Genomic DNA, 16,404 nt, shown 5'->3' on the forward strand with positions numbered 1-16,404 from the left:
TTCAGGCACTGAATGTCGCAAGAAGGCGCCCGGTTGAGGCCCGAGTGAGTTTTAGACTCACTCAATCGATGCGCCGGATCAGTTCGCCGGTTGCAGGCACTTCGAAGGTGCGGCCGTCGACGATGCGGAGCGCGTCGCCAAATTGAAGCCGCACCTCGCGCGGTCCCAATCGGCGCCTGACCATTCCGGCACGCTCATGACATTCGACCAGCCGATATTCGATCACCACCAATGGAGACTCGTCGTCACCGACACATCGGTAGCGTCCCACCTCCTCGCGAATTGTCCTCGGCAGCGGATCCATGGCTAGCTCCGGTCGAGCTCGGCGTGTTTCCGCGCGCTGCGCACTTTCAACAGATCGTGCCGCGAGAGGATGCCGACGACCTTGCCGTTTTCCTCATCGATGATGGGGATGCGGCCGATGCCGGTCTCAACCATGATGTCCGCCACGTCGCCGATCGGCGAATGCCGGTGGGCAAAGGGTTGGGAGGGATCGGATAATGCCTCCGCCAGCGAAACGTCGATCGGATGGCCTTCCACTTGCCAGCGCAATGCTTCGGCCCGCGATACGAGGCCGAGCAACCGGCCCGAGGGGTCGACGACCGGATAGCTGCGGTGGGTGGCGCGATCGGCGAAGAATCCCACGACCGCACCGATCGGCATGTCGCCCGGCAAGGTAACGGGATCGGGCGTCATCAATTGCTCCGCCTGCAGGAAATCGAGCGGATCGACGGTGTACTCCTGCAGGATGTGGCGGCCGCGGCGCGCGATCTTTTCGGTCAGGATCGAGCGCGGCATGATCAACACGCTGACCGCATAGGCCGCGGCCGACGCGGCGATGGTCGCCGGCAGGGCGTGGAAATGCCCGGTCAGTTCGACCGCGAACAACGCGCCGGCGAGCGGTGCACGCATCGCGCCGCTCATAATCGCCGCCATGCCGACCATGGCCCAGAAACCCGACGGGCCGGGCAGGAACTGACCGATCAGCGCGCCCAATGCGCCGCCCAGGATCAGCAAGGGCGCCAATACGCCGCCCGACGTGCCCGAGCCGAGGGCGACCAGCCAGACCACGCCCTTCACCACCAGCAGCGCGACGACGACACGCGCCGCGAGCGAGCCATCGAGCAGGGCTTGGATGCTGGCATAGCCGGCGCCGAGCACATGGGCGTCGATCAGCCCGCCGAGGCCGACCACGACTGCGCCGATCGCGGGCCACCACATCCAGTGCACCGGCAGCCTGTGGAAGACGTCCTCGATGCGGTACAGCAATGACGATAGCAAGGTCGCCTCGAGTCCGACGATCAGTCCCAGTCCGACGGCGATGCCGCTCGTCTCGATTCCGATCGTCGTTGCCGGAAAGGGAAAGACGGGCCCGGCTCCCAGCAGCCACGGGCGCAGTCCGAGCGAGACGAGCACCGCGACCACCACCGGCACGAAGCTGCGCGGCTTCCATTCGAACAGCAGGACCTCGATCGCGAGCAAAATCGCCGCGAGCGGCGTCCCGAATATGCCGGTCATGCCGGCCGCGGCACCGGCGACGAGCAGGGTCTTGCGCTCCGCCGCGCTCAGCTCGAAGCATTGGGCGAACAACGAGCCGATTGCGCCGCCGGTCATGATGATCGGCCCCTCGGCGCCGAACGGGCCGCCGCTTCCGATCGAAATGGCCGATGAAAGCGGCTTGAGGACCGCGACCTTCAGAGACAGACGGCTCTCCCCGTAGAGGATGGCCTCGATCGCTTCGGGGATGCCGTGCCCCCGTATCTTCTCCGATCCAAAGCGCGCCATCAGGCCGATGATCAGGCTTCCGATCACCGGGATCGCGACCACCGCCAGCCCGACATCGGCGGCGGCGATATCGGCCGGCGCGGCCGACAGCCGGCCGAACCAGAACAGATTGGTCGCGAGCGCGATGAGCTTCATCAATGCCCACGCTCCGCACGCGGCGCCGGCACCGATGACGATTGCCGCACCGGCCAGCGGCACCATGCGCCTGTCCACACTGTGATCGGCGAGGCGTCGTGGCTTAGGGCTGGTGGCGATGTATGGCATAGGGGCGTCCCGGCAGGATTTGCCGGCGCATTATATCGCGTTACGATATAATTCAACGGGAGGACCGAGGTCGATGGCGGTAAGGGAAGAACTGACGGATGCGGACTATGTCGCGCTGGCGGATTTCCGCCACACGCTCCGGCAGTTTCTTGCGTTCAGCGAAGGACGCGCCGCCGAATGCGGGCTGACCCCGCAGCAGCATCAGGCACTGCTCGCGATCCGCGGGGCTCCGGGCGGGTCGGTCAGCATCGGCTATGTGGCGGAGCGCCTGATACTGAAGCCGCATAGCGCGAGCGGGCTGGTCGATCGCCTCGAGGCGCTGGGCCTGGTGACGCGACGATCCTCGGCCGAGGATCGCCGGCAGGCGCTGCTCGCACTGACTCCCAAGGCCGAGACGTTGCTGGGGCAGCTATCGGCTGCACATCGCGAAGAGGTGGTCCGGCTGCGCCCCTTGCTCACCGGATTGCTCGACCGCCTTCGCTGAGCGCGCATTGCTATTTATATCGAATCACGATATAAATAGGTGACAGGAGTCGCCGTAATGCACACGGTCCTGATGATCGCCGCTCCGATCGGCCTCGTTGCCGGCGGCTTGGCGCTGACTGTCCTCCTGAGCTGTCTGCTCTGGCAGGTGTTGAAGCCTGTTCGACATCCCGAATGGGCGCCGATCGTGATCGTCGTTCTCCTTGTCCTTGCCGTGACAGGCGTGCTGCCCCGCAGCGATCTCCTCAACATGGTGCTCGCTTTCTCGGCAGTCGCTACGATCCCGCTGTGGATCGAGGGCCGCGCCTGGCGCAGACGCCGTCCAGAGGCGGGCAGATCGCGGCGACGAGCGGTGCCAGCTCCGAAGCCATTGCCGGTCGCGACCGGCGACAGGTCCTATCCCCTGTATCCAGCGATCACCGCGTGTCTTTCGGAAGGTCGCCGGCCGGATCATGACGAAATACGAATAGTGGCGTCGCGAATGTGGCGGGAGGGTTTTGCGCTCCGCTTTGCGCCGCATGCACAGACCGCGAGCTTTGCAGCGCGGCGGTTATTGTTGCGAGCGACAAAAGCAGCATTGGCTGGGGCCCAATAGCAGCGAAGTTGATTGCGATGGATTCCGTCTCGAGCATGATGGCTTAGCCAGCGCAACTTTACCCAAATAGTCTCCGCACATAGGCACAGACTGCACGATGGCGGCTATGCGCCCCAATCTCAGTCATTAGACCGGTCGAGACCCAATCCCGAAAGCCGTCGTTCGTTTAATTGGTTTAGCGCGACGCGGAGGACGACAGCCTGGTCGGTAGAAAGAAAAGGCAGCGCGCAGGGTGCGACGCGGACAGAGTCAGAGCAGCGAATTTGGTCTAGAACCGCAGGCTGACCGATGCACGCGCTCCATGATCTGCCGTACGCGCGCCATAGGCACCGGTGTACGACACCCCTAACGTCGTACGCTCGCCGAGATCGAGTTCGATGCCGGCATCAACCACGCCGCTGGTGCGATCGAGCGGTACGCCCCGGACCTGGAACGACTGGTCGCTGCCAAAGCGCAGGTCGATCACCGGTACAAGATCCCCAATCTTTCGGCGTAGCGCCGCCGAGCCTGCGAGCCGCAACTCGGTCTCGCCGAGATCGAAGGCGAGCTTCGAGCGCAGCCCGATATTGCCATAGGTCACTTTGACGCCCTCCGCACCGCCCGAGAGCGCAGCGGAACCGCCATGCTCGGCGATGGCCCCGTCGAACAGCGTGACATGCGCCACCCCGACAAAGGGATCGAGTTCGAGGCTGCCGATATCGACCTTCGCACCCACTTCGCCGAAGAGCTGGAATGTTCGCGCGTCGTAATTGTCGCTCAGGGCCTGGGAGAGAGCGCCGAACGCGACGCTGCGCTGCGACCGGACGTCGTTCCAGCTATAGGCGGCGCCCAGCTGAAAGCGAACCGGACCATAGGCACCGATCACATGGCCGCCGGCGCTGTAGCTGTCGGCTTTGTGCGTGGCGTTGCCGGTGCGCAGCTCGCTATTGGTGTAACCGAGCGTCACGCCGACGCGCCAGTTTGCGCCGAGCGAACCGTCGAAGCCGGTGCTGAAGCCCTTGATTGAGCGATCGTAGCCCTGCGCCTCGGCATTGCCGTCCATGCTGTTCCACGAACCAATCGCGCGGCCCCAGACCGAGAGGCCCTCGACCCCGGCAAGATCAGTGCGAGCCAGCATTGCATCGCGCAGGAAGCGGCTGTCCTCGATCAGCTGGCCGCGCATGCTGGCATAATCGGAGCCGGCGAGCTGATCGAAAGCCCCTCGCGCCCCGGCTTCGGTCAGCGCGGCGACGGCGTCGTGCACCGAATTGCCCATGCCGAGCGCCTCGATCGCCGGGGCGATGGCGTACTGGTTGGCGGTCTGCGCGACGGAGACGAAGTCGACGGCGTTGCGCTTGAGGCTGAGCGTCACGGCGGTGGGGCTGTAGCTCAGGCTGGGCGTGAGGAAGGCGAGGTTCGAGGTCACGCCGGAGAAGGTGCCTGTCAGGCCGCCTGCCGCGGTGAGGATCGTGTAATTGGTGTTGAGGCCATATTTGCCGGCCGCCGCCAGCACCCGGACGGTGGCGCCGCTGGCGATCGCGGCACTGCCGCCTACGGTGATCTTGTCGCTCTCGCCGGCGACATTGGCCTCGACCTCATAGACGCTGCCCGAAAGGAGGCTGAGATCGCCGGTGACGGTGAGCGTGCCGATCGAGTTGCCCGGTGCGATCGTGCCGGCAATGCGGGCCGAACCGATCGTGCCGGTGCCTTGGAGACGACCGCTCGAAAGCACATCGACCATGCCGCCGAGCTTGCCGTTGACCGACAGCAGGCTGCCCGTGCTCGTCGTGCCGGCAAAGGCCGAGCTGTCGCCGGTCAGCAGGATCGTGCCACCGCCCTGGAAGGCGACGCTGCCTGCACCGGTCAGCACGCCGGAATAGTTCCCATTGATCGTCTGGTTGAACACCAGGCTGGTACCTTGAGCGAGGTCGGCATTGCCGGTGAACAATGTGGTGGTCGAGACCAGGCTGCCGGCGGTGACTTGCCATTTGGTGGCGTTGGCGCCGGTCAGGGTAAGCGCGCCGGCGCCCGACTTGGTGGTCGTGCCCGCGCCGGTGACGCTGCCCGCATAGGTTGCGTTTGACGCTTGGTCGAACACCAGCGCGCCGGCATTGGCGACATTGCCCTGGATCGAGCCGGCATTGCCGATCAGCGTGCCGGCTTCGATCACCGTGCCGCCGGTGTAGCTGTTGGCGCCGGTCAGCACGAGCGTGCCGAGGTCGGTCTTGACCAGCGTGGACGCGCCGGTGAGTGCAGAGGCGATCGTGGCGGTGAAGCCAGAGCCTGCCACGGTGCCGTCACCGACGCGGATGGTCGCGCGGTCGCCCGACAGCGCCAGCGGGCCGCCACTTACCGTATAGCCGTTGGTGGCGAACTGCATGCCGGTGGCGGTGACCGGGCCGTCGATCGTGACGGTGCCGCCGGTTCCCTGGAACACCGCGAAACTGGGGGTAGGGTTCATCGGGCCGTTCACGCCGCCGTCCTGCGTGGTCCAGTTGCGGCCGCCGGTGCCCCAGATGCCGCTGCCGCCGTCGATCGCGCCATTGTCAAACGCCGCTGCATTGCCGCCGTCCCAGAAGGACAAGGTTGCGCCAGCGACGTTGATCAGGTTGACCTGCCCCGCCAACGCGGTTTGCAGGGAGACGCCAGCGATCGGGTCGACGAATTCGAGGCCGTTGTCGGTGAGGTTGCCGTCATAGCTGAACAGCCGGTAGACGCCCGCGCCGAAGTTCGGGGCAGTGGTGACGTTGAGCGTGCCGTCGAGCGTGAGGTTGCCCGCCACGTCGAACATCGCCGCGGCCGAGTGCTGGGACAGCGAGACATCGACGACCGCGCCAGCGCTCAGCACCAGCGAGCCCATCGACAGCGTGGTGCCCTGCGTGCCCGCAAGATGTGCGCCGTCGGCGATGCGGACCGGGCCGGCGATGCTGCCGGTGCCCGACAGCGTGCCCTGGTTGACGCGCACGTCGCCGCCGATCTGGCCGGTGACTACAAGGCCGCCACTCGAGACGATGGCGGTCCCGGTGAAGGCCGAGCTGTCGCCGGTAAGGGTCAGCACCCCGCCGCGCTGGATGACATAGCCGTTGCCGGAGAGCGCGCCGGCATAGGTCACTGCGTCGCTGCGGTGGAACACGAGATCGCCCTCGGTCGCGATATTGCCTGTGAAGCTTCCCGAAGTGCCGCCATCGCCGATCTGGAACGACCCGTCCTCGACCCGCGCCGTCACGCCGGTGGCGTTGCCGCGCAGGATCGAGCTGCCGCCCGCCTGGACGAGCGTGCCGCCACTGAGATTGGCGTCGATTGTCGCGTCGACCAGTTCGTAGCCGGTCGCCGAAAGCGTGCCGGTGCCGGAGAGAGTTCCATCCAGCTCCAGCGAACCGATGGTGTCGTCAAAGCCTTGGATATCGAGGGTCGTGCCAGTGCGGACGCGGACCACGGCGGTATCGGCAAGCCGGTTTGCCGCGCCGAGGCGCAGCGTACCGCTTCTGACAGTCACATTCTGCGCGCCAACGCTGCCGTTCAGCACCGAGGTGCCGCTCGCCTGGGTGAGATCGCCCGTGCCTAGATTGGCGCCAAGCGTGGTGCCGCGCAGCGTGTAGCTGCCGGCCGTCAGCGTGCCGGTGCCCGAAAGCGTGCCGGCAAGGTCCAGCGTGTCGACCGTGTCGTCGAACGCGCCGAGATCGAAGGTGCCGTCTGCCAGGACACTGACTGCCGAAGTGGCGGCGATGGCATCGTTGACGCCGAGCCGCAATGTACCGCCCGCGATTTCGGTCGCGCCGCTATAGGTGTTTACGGCGGAGAGGATCAGCGTGCCGTTGCCGGTCTTGTCGAGGCCCGCGCCGCCCTGGATGGCCACGCCGATATCAGCGGTGATGCCTGGGCTCACATCAATGATCGAGAAGCCGCCGGTGGTGGTCAGGCGGGCATTGCCGTCGAAGGGGCGCAGCACATAGCCGTCGGTCTCGAAGCGCAGTTCCTCGATAGGCTGGGTGCCATCGACGGTGACCGTGCCGCCCGCCGCGCCGGCGAACACACCGACCTGACCCCGCCAACTGTCGTTGATCGCGTAACCGGTCGGGCTGGTCCAGTTGGTGTTGGCGCTGTTCCAGGCACCCGCTCCACCGGTGACGCCCACGGTGGCGCCCATGTCGGCGCCATCCCAATACTGGATGGACTGGGCGCCGCCCAGGCGCACGTTCACCTGGCCGTTGATGTTGGTGCGCACCTCTGCGGCGAGGCCGCCGGCAATCGATCCGATGGCCAGACCATTGTCGGTCAGCGTGCCGCCATAGTTGAACAAGCGGTAGTAACCGGGGCCATAGCCCGCGCCGGAGGCGATCATGTTGAGCGTGCCGTCGAGCGTCAGGCTGCCGCCGACATTGACCAGATCGTTGCTGGCGCCCCCCGGCGTACCCGGTTCGCCCAGCTCATAGTTGAGGATGCCGCCTGCGCCGAGCGCCAGGTCGCCCGCAATGGTCAGCGTGCCCGCGCCGTTGCCGGGGTTGAGCTCGGCGTAGTCGAGGTAGACATTACCGTGGAAGGTACCGCTGCCGCCGAGCGAGGTTGTCGTGCCGCCGCCAGCGGCACCCCAAAGCAGCCGCAGTATCGCCCTGTTGTTCACCACGTCACCGAAAGCGCCGTTGATCACCAGCTTGCCCGTGAGCACTTCCATCTTGCCGGTGAAATTGTCGGTGCTGGTGTTCGAACCGGTCAGCGTGATCGTGCTGGCGGAATCGGCTTCTCCGCTGACGATGCCGGCGCCGACGATCCTGCCGCCAAAGCTGTAATCGGTGGCATTCCGGAAGATCAGCACGGCAGGCGTAGTCGCGCCCGAACGCGCGCTGTCGAACCGGACGTCGCCGGTTCCCAGAGTGCCCTGCGTGACGACAAGCTCGACATTGGGGCCGATCAGCGTGTCACCATAGGTGTTGGCGGCGTTAAGGAAGAAGGATGTCCACATATCGGGCACCGAAACGCTGCTCATGAAGTGGGCATTGCCCCCGCTGATTACGCCTTTCAGATTGGTACGGAAGCTAGCGCCGTCGAAACTCGCCGTGCCCGCCGGCGCGATCCGGACCTCGTTGTCGATCGTAAGGGTCGTGCAGATGCAGGTGGCATTGCGCAGCGTGGTGCCGTCCGCCAGCTTGATTATGCCGGTGCCCGCCGCGAACGTGCTGCCCAGAGCGACCGTGCCGCCAGTGACATTGATGCCGCCGGCGCCCGTGCCTGTCCGGGAACGGTCTTCGATCAGCAGCGTGCCCGATCCGGCCTTGGTCAGCGCGCCCTGGAAGTCGACCGCGCCCGACATGTCGAAATTGAAGGCGCCGGTGTCGATCGTGCCGCCCCCGGCATGGATCGTCACATCGCCATATAATCTGCTGTGCGCGATCGTGCTCAGCGTCGCGCCATTGTCGATTTCGACCAGATACGCCCCGCCGAACCCGAACCTGCCGACCGCCAGCGTTCCGGCCTGGATCGAGAAGCTTCCGAAATAAGGGCCGCGGCCGGTCATCTGGCTGTCGAGATTGTCGCCGCTCAGCGTCAGCGTACCCGCGCCGAGCTTGGTTATCTGCCCCGTCCCCGCGATCGCGTTCGCGACCACGATATCGTTCGACCGGTTGAAGACCAGGGATCCATCGATCAGCGCGATATTGCCGGTGCCGAGCGAGCCGGTGGTTCCACCATTGCCGACCTGGAGCGTGCCGGCGTTGATCGTCGTCGTACCGGTGTAGCTGTTGACACCGGCGAGGGTCAGCGTGCCCGTGCCGACCCTCAGCGAAGACAGGTTGGTGACACTGCCCTGGATCAAAACCTGCCCGCCACCCGTGGTTATCAGGCCGAAACCGCTGCCGATCAGGGAATTGCTCAGCAACAGCGTTGAGGTCGCCTCCGATCGGATCGTCGCGTTTGCCGCCAAGGTGACGTTGCCATTGAGCGTGTTGTAGCCTGAGACATTTCGGATCGCGCCGCTGCCGGCGGTGCCGTCGCCGCTGATCGTCACGGTGTCGTTGCGCGATACGTCGCCCTGCAGCTCCAGCGTTTGGCCGCTATTGACCACCGTCTGGGCCATAGCCGGCGCAGCGGCCAGCAACGCGGGCGCCGATACGCCGGCGATCAGGAGGTGCCGCAGGAGCGCGGACTTGCGCGGGCTGGAGGGGCAAACGGACAAGGCGGGCTCCGATGAAAGAACAGTCGAGCCGGCGCTATCAGGCGATTGTTTGTGCAATATTTGAAAATTGCGGGAATCTCCTCAGGCCGGGGCGATGCCTGCGAGGACGAAGGGCGGGATGATGCCGGGCCCGTGCAGCGCGGTCAGCTGCGCGAGGATGCCCTGCAGGATATTGGCGCGGGCACGCGTCTCGGTGAGGTGGCGGACCGAGGTCATGTAGGTATAGGCGATCGCGTTGCGTGCGCCTTCGGGGCCGGCGGCGACCAGCACGTCGCGAATCGCCGGGGGCAATGGCTTGCCGGCCGGGGTGACCATTGCGGCGATCATCGCGTTGAGGGCGTTGGGCGCGTGCGGGCTGGCATGGGCATAGGCGGCGGCCTTGAGCGCTTCGCGGTCGCCCGCCGCGAGCAGCGCGATGCATTTGAGGACGCGCATGTGCGTCTCGAACTCGGACTCGGCATCGGCCATCTCGATGCCGCGATCGAAGAAGGCGATGGCGGCGGCGAAGTCGCCGCGGGCCTGGCGGAGCTGACCGAGGATCGGCAGGGCGGCGGCGAAGTCGGCGGTGCGGGCGAAGGCGCGCTCGGCCAGGTCCTCAGCGAGGTCGAGATGGCCGCGATCGATGAAGTAGAGCAGCTTGGCCGCGGCAAGCATCAGCAGCGGGTTGCTCTCGATATGCGGCAGGCATTCGAGCGCGGTCGCTTCAATCTCGCTCTCCAGGTCGTCGCGCTCGGGCGGGCTGATCCCGGTGAACGGATCGGTGAGGACCAGGCGGGCGAACAAATGCAGGCACCATTGCAGCGCGAGGTCGGCACTGGCGGGGTTTTGCTCGCGGGCGGCGCGGAGCTGCAGGCCCTTTTCGAGCCAGGCGGGGTTGGAGGCGGACAGCAAGGTGCTCGCCTTGCGGAAGCGGATCTCGAGCGGCTGGTTGGTGGGCGTGCCGAGGCCTTCGGAGGCCTCGGCGCGGTTGCGTTGGATCGCCTCGAAGACATCGGCGGCGGCGCGGTCGATCGCGTCGGCGGGCTCGATGCGCAGCGCGCGGATGATGCGGCGGGACTGGACTTCGCGGAGCGTGGCGGTGCAGCCAGTGCCCTGGAAGCGCAAAGTCAGCAGGTATCGGGTGGCGGCGGCGTCCTCGCTCGCCACGAGGGTGACACCTTGGCCGGTGAGGGCCTTGATCCGTGCGCGGATCGCCTCCGCGTGCGGCGAGGGGGTGTAGGGGAGTATCGCCAGCAGGCCATGGGCGCGCGCGCTATCAGGTTTCGGCGCAGCGGCGGGCAACGAGTCGGCGATCCAGACATAGCCCTCGCCATATTGCGTGGCGATGAACTTGGGGGCCCTGGCGCTGTCGCCGAGCTTGGCGCGCAGCCGGTTGATCAGGAAATCGACATTGCGATCGGAGATATCCGCGTCGGTCGAAGCAATCGCGTCGAGCAACTGACTGCGCCGCATCAGGTTGTGCGGCTTGGCCGACAACATCAGCAGCAGCGCGCGCTCGCTGCGGGTGAAGCGGATTTGCTTGCCGTCGCGGTGCGCGAACAGGCAGCTACGATCCAGCACGACATCGCCGAACACCAGACCTTCCGACTGCACCATTCCGTTCGCCCCGCCAGTTTATGGTATGTTGCTTACCCACAGGAAGCCAAGGTCGCCATGCGTGCTGGCGGTCAATGCTATGGTGCGGGCCGTCGATACCCGCAATGGTCAGGTGAGATACATTTAGACTCGTTTTGAGCTGGCCCTGAATGAAGGCTTTTGGGGCGCAAAACCGACCCGTCGCTCCGCGCAGCCTGACCGGCAGCTTTCGGCGTGAGCCGACATATCAAGCGTTGGATCGGAAGGGCGTATCCTGGTCGACAGCTGCCGTTCGGGGATGTCTGGCGCCAACGGCAGCTATAGCGCGATCGCGGTCCCAAAGCGGACTGACGGCTAGCGGCCCAATTCCGGCCACAAAAGAGATTCTGAGGTCGGGAGCGGGAAGGGCCCGAAGGATCGGTTCCGGGTTCCTGCGGATGCGACGCGGCCGATCGGTTGCGCGCACATACCGTTGCGTATGTGGAGTCTCGCGCCTGCCATCCGCGCGGCGCGGGAAGCAACGTCGCACCGCCGCTCCCCAAGGCGCCCGAGATATCAGAAATTGGCGCGGATGCCGATCGCGTAGCGGGGGCCGTAGCTCTCGTAGCTGATCACCCGCTCTTGATAGACCGAGTAGAGGAAGGTCTTTTCGTTGAACAGGTTGAGCCCCTGCGCGAACACCGTGAAGCGGTCGTTGAGCGCGAGGTTGATGCTCGCGTCCCAGATCCCGTAGGCGGCGACATTGACCGGCTGGCCGCGATTGCCGCGCGCGGTCTGCTCGTACGCATCGCGATGGTTGTAGGCGAGCCGCATCTGCAGCGGGCCCTTCTCGTAGAAGCCGACCACGTTGAAGGTGTTGCCCTCGTCGCCGACGAAGCTGACATTCCCCTGGACGCCGAGGCCGTCGAACGGCGCGGGCAGGCCGGTAAAGGTATATTGGCCGGAGAATTCCACGCCGCGGATCCGATCGTCGCCGACATTCTCCGGCCGGGTGCGCCGGAAATCGAGGCCGAGGATCTCGACGGTGGTGGTGACAGACTCGCTGAGATTCTTCAGGTCCTTCTGGAACACGGCCGCGCTCACATAGCTCGAGCGGTCGATGTACCAGGTCAATGCGGCGTCGTAATTCCATCCGACCATCGGCTGGAGGCCGGGATTGCCGTCGGTGATCGCGCGCTCGCGCGGCCGCGGGTTGATGTTGCGGATGAGCAGGAGGTCGCTCAGCGTCGCGCGAGTCAGCGTCTTGGCGACCGCCGCCTGAAAGACGACGTCGTCGAACACGTCGAACTTGACGTTCGCGCTCGGCAGCCATTCGTCATACGAGCCCTTCTCGCTGATCGCCTGTGGCGGGGAGAGGTTGACGATCGGATCGAGCCCGGGCGGCGTGGTGATGCTCAGGATCTCCTGCCCGAATCCGCGCGAGGTGACGTTGGTGCGGGTGTAACGCAGTCCGATATTGCCCGACCATTTGCGCGCGCCGAGATCGCCGGCGAACGAGGCCTGGACGAAGCCGCCGATCGTGCGCTCCTGCGCCGAGCCGCTGTTGCTCGGGATCAGCGCGACGCCGAAATCGCCGCCGTTCGCGGCGAGCGCGGCGCGGGTCGCGGCCGGGTTGGCGCTGGCGTTGATCGCGGCGTCGGTGAGCAGATATTCGGCGAGGTCGGACGCGCTATAGGCGGGGAAGCCATTGGGGAACATGTCGATGCCGAAGAAGTCGCTGGCGTCGGCGACTTCGCCGAACACGCTTTGGGGCACCGGCACGCCGCCGAACACGCTCTGCAGCGCATCGGGAGTCTTGTAGGAGAAGCGCTCCTTCTTGCGGTCCGAATAGTTGAAGCCGGCGGTGATCGCGCGCAACGGCCCGGCCGCGGCCTCGTATTTGAGCTCCGAGTTGATCTGGTAGATCTCGTCGGCGACGCTGACGCCTTCATAGGTCAGATAGCCGGCACGCGCATTCGATGTGTCGAAAGCGCCCAGTCCGGAATAGACCGGCAGCCCGTTCTGCAGTTCGAAGCTGACCCCGACGGGCGAATAGCCCGGCGCGGCGAGGTTGCTCTCGAACCAGGCCTGGTTGCCGCCGGTGTCGTCGGTCGCCCGCGACCAGGACAGGTCGAGGAAGCCAGAGAGCGGGCCGCTCCCTTTCCACTCGAGGTTGCCGCCGACCTGATAGGTCTGGGCGAGGCGCGGGCGGATCTGGTTGGTGAACATCGGCCCGGAGGCGATGCCGGTATAGCTGGTCAACGTGTTGTTGGAATCGACCGTTCCGGAGCGCACGTCGCCCGGCCCGCCATAGACGAAGAACACCTTGTTGTCGTCGTTGACGTCGAGCTTCGAATAGAGGCCGTCGATCGTGAAGACGAGGGAGTCGGACAGCCGCGCCTGGCCGGTGAGCAGGCCGGAGATGCGTTTGCGGTTGGTCTCGTTGACGCCATATTCGACATAGGTCGGGAGCGACACGCCGGTGAACTCGGGGGTGCCGTCGCGGTTGAAGTCGAGGCTCTGATTGGCTTCCCAGCCATCGGTGAAGATGCGGCGGCCCTCGATCTTACGGTCGATGTACGAGAAGGCGCCGAGGATGCCGAAATTGCCGCCGCCGAAGGTCGTGCTGAACAGCCCCGAGGTCTGGGGCGAGATCTCGCCGCGCATCTTGTCGTAATTGCCCTGCGCCGAGACGACGAGCTTGGTCTTGCCGAAATCGAACGGGCGGGCGGTGTACATGTCGACGGTCGACGCGATGCCGCCCTCGACTTGCGAAGAGGTCGGCGTCTTGGAGACGTCGACGCGGTTGATCAGCTCGGCGGGCAGGATGTCGAAGCTGAATTCGCGGCCCTGATTCTCGGTCGCGAGGATGCGGCCGTTGTAGAGCGCGGTGCTGAATGCCGGGCCGAGGCCGCGGACGGTGATGAACTGACCCTCGCCATTGTCGCGCGAGATGGTCACGCCGGGGATGCGCTGGATCGCTTCGGCGATGTTCTGATCGGGAAGCTTGCCGATATCGTCGGCGACGATCGAATCGACGATATTGTCGGCAGAGCGCTTGATATCGGTCGCCCGGCGAAGGCTCTCGCGCAGGCCGGTGACGACAATCGCGTCGTTTTCGCCTTCGGCCTGGGCGGTGCTGTCGGCCGCCTGGCTGTCCTGCGGCTCGGCCTGGCGCTCCTGGGCGGCGGCTGCGGGCATTGCGGCAGCGCCGAGGATCGTCGCCATTGCGGTCATGGCGATCAGGCGGAATCGTGCGTTGCGCTTCATGAACCATCCTCCTCTGAGTCCCGGCGGCATGCCCGTCTGCGCGGGCAATTTTCTCTTTCGGGACAATGACGTTTAACGATCAACCAAATATCTATCAACCCGCGCAATCATGCATGTTCCCGGCGGTGCTTCAGCGGGTCGCGGGCGAGATGGCCTGGCCTGCCGCGTCGAACAGCAGGACGCGCCGGGGATCGGCGTAGAGCGTCAGCGTTCCGGGGACCGGCACGGCGTGATGCCCGTCGAGCTTCGCGCGGAACTCGCCCGCCTGATCGAGAGTCGCATAGACGAAGGTCGAATGGCCGAGGGCCTCGACTGCCTCGACCGTCAGCGGAAAGGCGATTCCGTGGGAGCCCGGATCGGTGCCGAGATGCTCGGGGCGCACGCCGACGGTGATGCGATCGCCTGCGCGGAGGCCGTCGCATGGCGTGGCGAAGCGGATGCCGCCGGCGATTTCTAGCAGCGCTTCGTCGCCGCGCCGCTCGATCACGCGCGCGTCGAGCAGGTTGATCCGCGGGCTGCCGATGAAGCCGGCAGTGAAGACGTTGGCGGGGTGCTCATAGATTTCGAGCGGGGTGCCGACCTGCGAGATGCGGCCGCCGTCGAGCACGACCAGCCGGTCGGCGAGCGTCATCGCCTCGACCTGGTCGTGGGTGACGTAGATCATCGTGCTGCCCAGCCGCTTGTGCAGCCGCGCCAGCTCGTGGCGCATGCGGACGCGGAGGTCGGTGTCGAGGTTCGACAGCGGCTCGTCGAACAGGAAGATCGTCGGATCGCGGACGATCGCGCGGCCGATCGCCACGCGCTGCCGCTGCCCGCCCGACAATTGGTGCGGCAGGCGGTCGAGCAATTCGCCGAGTTCGAGAACCTCGGCAGCGTGCGCGACCTGGGCGGCGATCTGCGCGCGCGGGACGCGCATGTTGCGCAGCCCGAAACTCAGATTCTCGCGCACCGTCATGTGCGGATAGAGCGCGTAGGACTGGAACACCATCGCGACGCCGCGCGCGGCCGCGGGCGCATAAGTGACGTCGCGGTCGCCGATCCGGATGGTGCCGGCGGACACGTCCTCGAGGCCCGCGATCATCCGGAGCACCGTCGACTTGCCGCACCCCGACGAGCCGACCAGTACGACGAATTCTCCCGCTGTGACCTCGAGGTCGATGCCGCGGATCGTCTCGACGCCGTCATAGGATTTGCCGAGCCCCGCGAGCGTCAATGCCGTCATTCCGTACGCAGCTCCCATGCTTCGGCGGTGCTGTCGCCGATCACGAACTCGGCCTCGATGCCCGCTTTGAGCCCTGCCGCGCCGCCTTCGCGCAGCAGGATCTCGGCCGCCTTGCGGCCCTTCTCGAATGCGTTCTGGCGCACGGTGGTGAGCCGCAGCGCCTCGGGCTGGCGGCCGGGCGGATCGAGCCCGTCGAAGCCGGTCACCGAGATGCGCTGCGGCACGGGCAGCGCGTGCCCTTGGCAGTGCGCGATCGCGCCGCGCGCAAGGCGGTCGGAAAAGCACACCAATGCCGTCAAATCGGGGCGGCGGCGCAGCAGCCGCTCCGCCGCGCGCTGCCCGCCGTCCTCGCTGTTGACCGTCTCGCACACCAGCACATCCGTCTGGATCAGCCCGGCCGCGTCGAACGCGTCGCGGCAGCCCTGGATGCGTTCGCGCACGACGTAATTCTCGTCCGGGACGTCGCGATCGAGCGCGAAGATCTCGCCGTGATCTTCCGAAAAGGGAAAGGTTACGATGGCGATCTGGCGGTGGCCCAGCGCCAGCAAATGGCCGACCGCGGCGCGCATCATCGCGCGATCGTTGGTCTGCACGCTGGCGAGATCGGGCGCGTCGAAATCGACCACCACGGTGGGCAGCCCGCGTGCCAGCGCCATGCGGATCGTCGGGTGGCTCTTGTACGGCGCATTGAGGATATAGCCGTCGACGATCGCGGTGAGGGTGTCGCGCTGCTCGGGATGCTTGTCCTTGAGCGGTATCAGCACGAGGTTCGCGCCTTCCTCCTCGCACACCGACGAGATACCGCGCAGAAAGGTAATGTCGTGCGCATCGGTGAAGGCGTAGCTCAACTGATCGTTGAACAGCACGCCGATCGCGCCGCAACGGCCGGTGCGCAGCGATCGCGCGGCGGGGTGGGGGCCATCGTAATTGACCAGCCGGGCATGCGCGATGATGCGGTCGCGCAGCTCCTTCGAGACCTTTGCCGGATTGTTGTACGCGTTGGAGACCGAGGTGGGCGTCACGCCGAGCTCGAGGGCGATCGACTTGAGAGTGGCCCGTTTCGCCCGCACCAATTCCTTTCTC

At 66.0% G+C, this 16,404-nt stretch carries 9 protein-coding genes and 1 pseudogene; 2 read left to right on the forward strand and 8 right to left on the reverse strand.

The window, feature by feature from the left end:
* Positions 1-61: 61 nt before the first annotated feature.
* Both Q9Q95_RS19500 and Q9Q95_RS19505 read right to left on the reverse strand, forming a co-directional pair.
* Positions 62-304, reverse strand: coding sequence for a hypothetical protein (locus Q9Q95_RS19500; RefSeq protein ID WP_306098824.1), 243 nt, complete (start codon positions 302-304; stop codon positions 62-64).
* A 2-nt stretch (positions 305-306) separates the two neighbouring features.
* On the reverse strand, positions 307-1,986 hold the full coding sequence (locus Q9Q95_RS19505; RefSeq protein ID WP_306098825.1) for a chloride channel protein: 1,680 nt from the start codon (positions 1,984-1,986) through the stop codon (positions 307-309).
* Between the two features lie 136 nt (positions 1,987-2,122).
* Here Q9Q95_RS19505 and Q9Q95_RS19510 point away from each other — a divergent pair, with 136 nt between their 5' ends.
* Both Q9Q95_RS19510 and Q9Q95_RS19515 read left to right on the forward strand, forming a co-directional pair.
* Positions 2,123-2,533, forward strand: coding sequence for a MarR family winged helix-turn-helix transcriptional regulator (locus Q9Q95_RS19510; RefSeq protein WP_306098826.1), 411 nt, complete (start codon positions 2,123-2,125; stop codon positions 2,531-2,533).
* Between the two features lie 57 nt (positions 2,534-2,590).
* Positions 2,591-3,127: a hypothetical protein gene (locus tag Q9Q95_RS19515; RefSeq protein WP_306098827.1), complete on the forward strand. Its 537-nt coding sequence runs from the start codon at positions 2,591-2,593 to the stop codon at positions 3,125-3,127.
* 268 nt (positions 3,128-3,395) lie between these two features.
* On the opposite strand, the gene Q9Q95_RS21245 is transcribed toward Q9Q95_RS19515, so the two are convergent.
* The 6 genes and pseudogenes from Q9Q95_RS21245 to Q9Q95_RS19540 form a co-directional block, all read right to left on the reverse strand.
* Positions 3,396-4,847: an autotransporter outer membrane beta-barrel domain-containing protein gene (locus Q9Q95_RS21245; RefSeq protein WP_371876815.1), complete on the reverse strand. Its 1,452-nt coding sequence runs from the start codon at positions 4,845-4,847 to the stop codon at positions 3,396-3,398.
* A 420-nt stretch (positions 4,848-5,267) separates the two neighbouring features.
* A pseudogene (locus Q9Q95_RS19520) lies at positions 5,268-9,176 on the reverse strand (beta strand repeat-containing protein); the annotation flags it as partial.
* Positions 9,177-9,356: 180 nt separating this feature from the next.
* Complete coding sequence (locus Q9Q95_RS19525; RefSeq protein ID WP_306098829.1) at positions 9,357-10,871, reverse strand: winged helix-turn-helix domain-containing protein; 1,515 nt, start codon at positions 10,869-10,871, stop codon at positions 9,357-9,359.
* Between the two features lie 534 nt (positions 10,872-11,405).
* On the reverse strand, positions 11,406-14,099 hold the full coding sequence (locus Q9Q95_RS19530) for a TonB-dependent receptor (protein WP_306098830.1): 2,694 nt from the start codon (positions 14,097-14,099) through the stop codon (positions 11,406-11,408).
* A 130-nt stretch (positions 14,100-14,229) separates the two neighbouring features.
* Entirely contained in the window at positions 14,230-15,321 is a 1,092-nt protein-coding gene (locus tag Q9Q95_RS19535; RefSeq protein WP_306098831.1) for an ABC transporter ATP-binding protein, read from the reverse strand.
* Positions 15,318-16,391, reverse strand: coding sequence for a LacI family DNA-binding transcriptional regulator (locus tag Q9Q95_RS19540; protein WP_306098832.1), 1,074 nt, complete (start codon positions 16,389-16,391; stop codon positions 15,318-15,320). The genes Q9Q95_RS19535 and Q9Q95_RS19540 overlap by 4 nt, the downstream gene beginning before the upstream one ends.
* Positions 16,392-16,404 lie beyond the last annotated feature (13 nt).

The organism is Sphingomonas sp. DG1-23, assembly GCF_030730875.1.
GTDB lineage: Bacteria > Pseudomonadota > Alphaproteobacteria > Sphingomonadales > Sphingomonadaceae > Sphingomonas.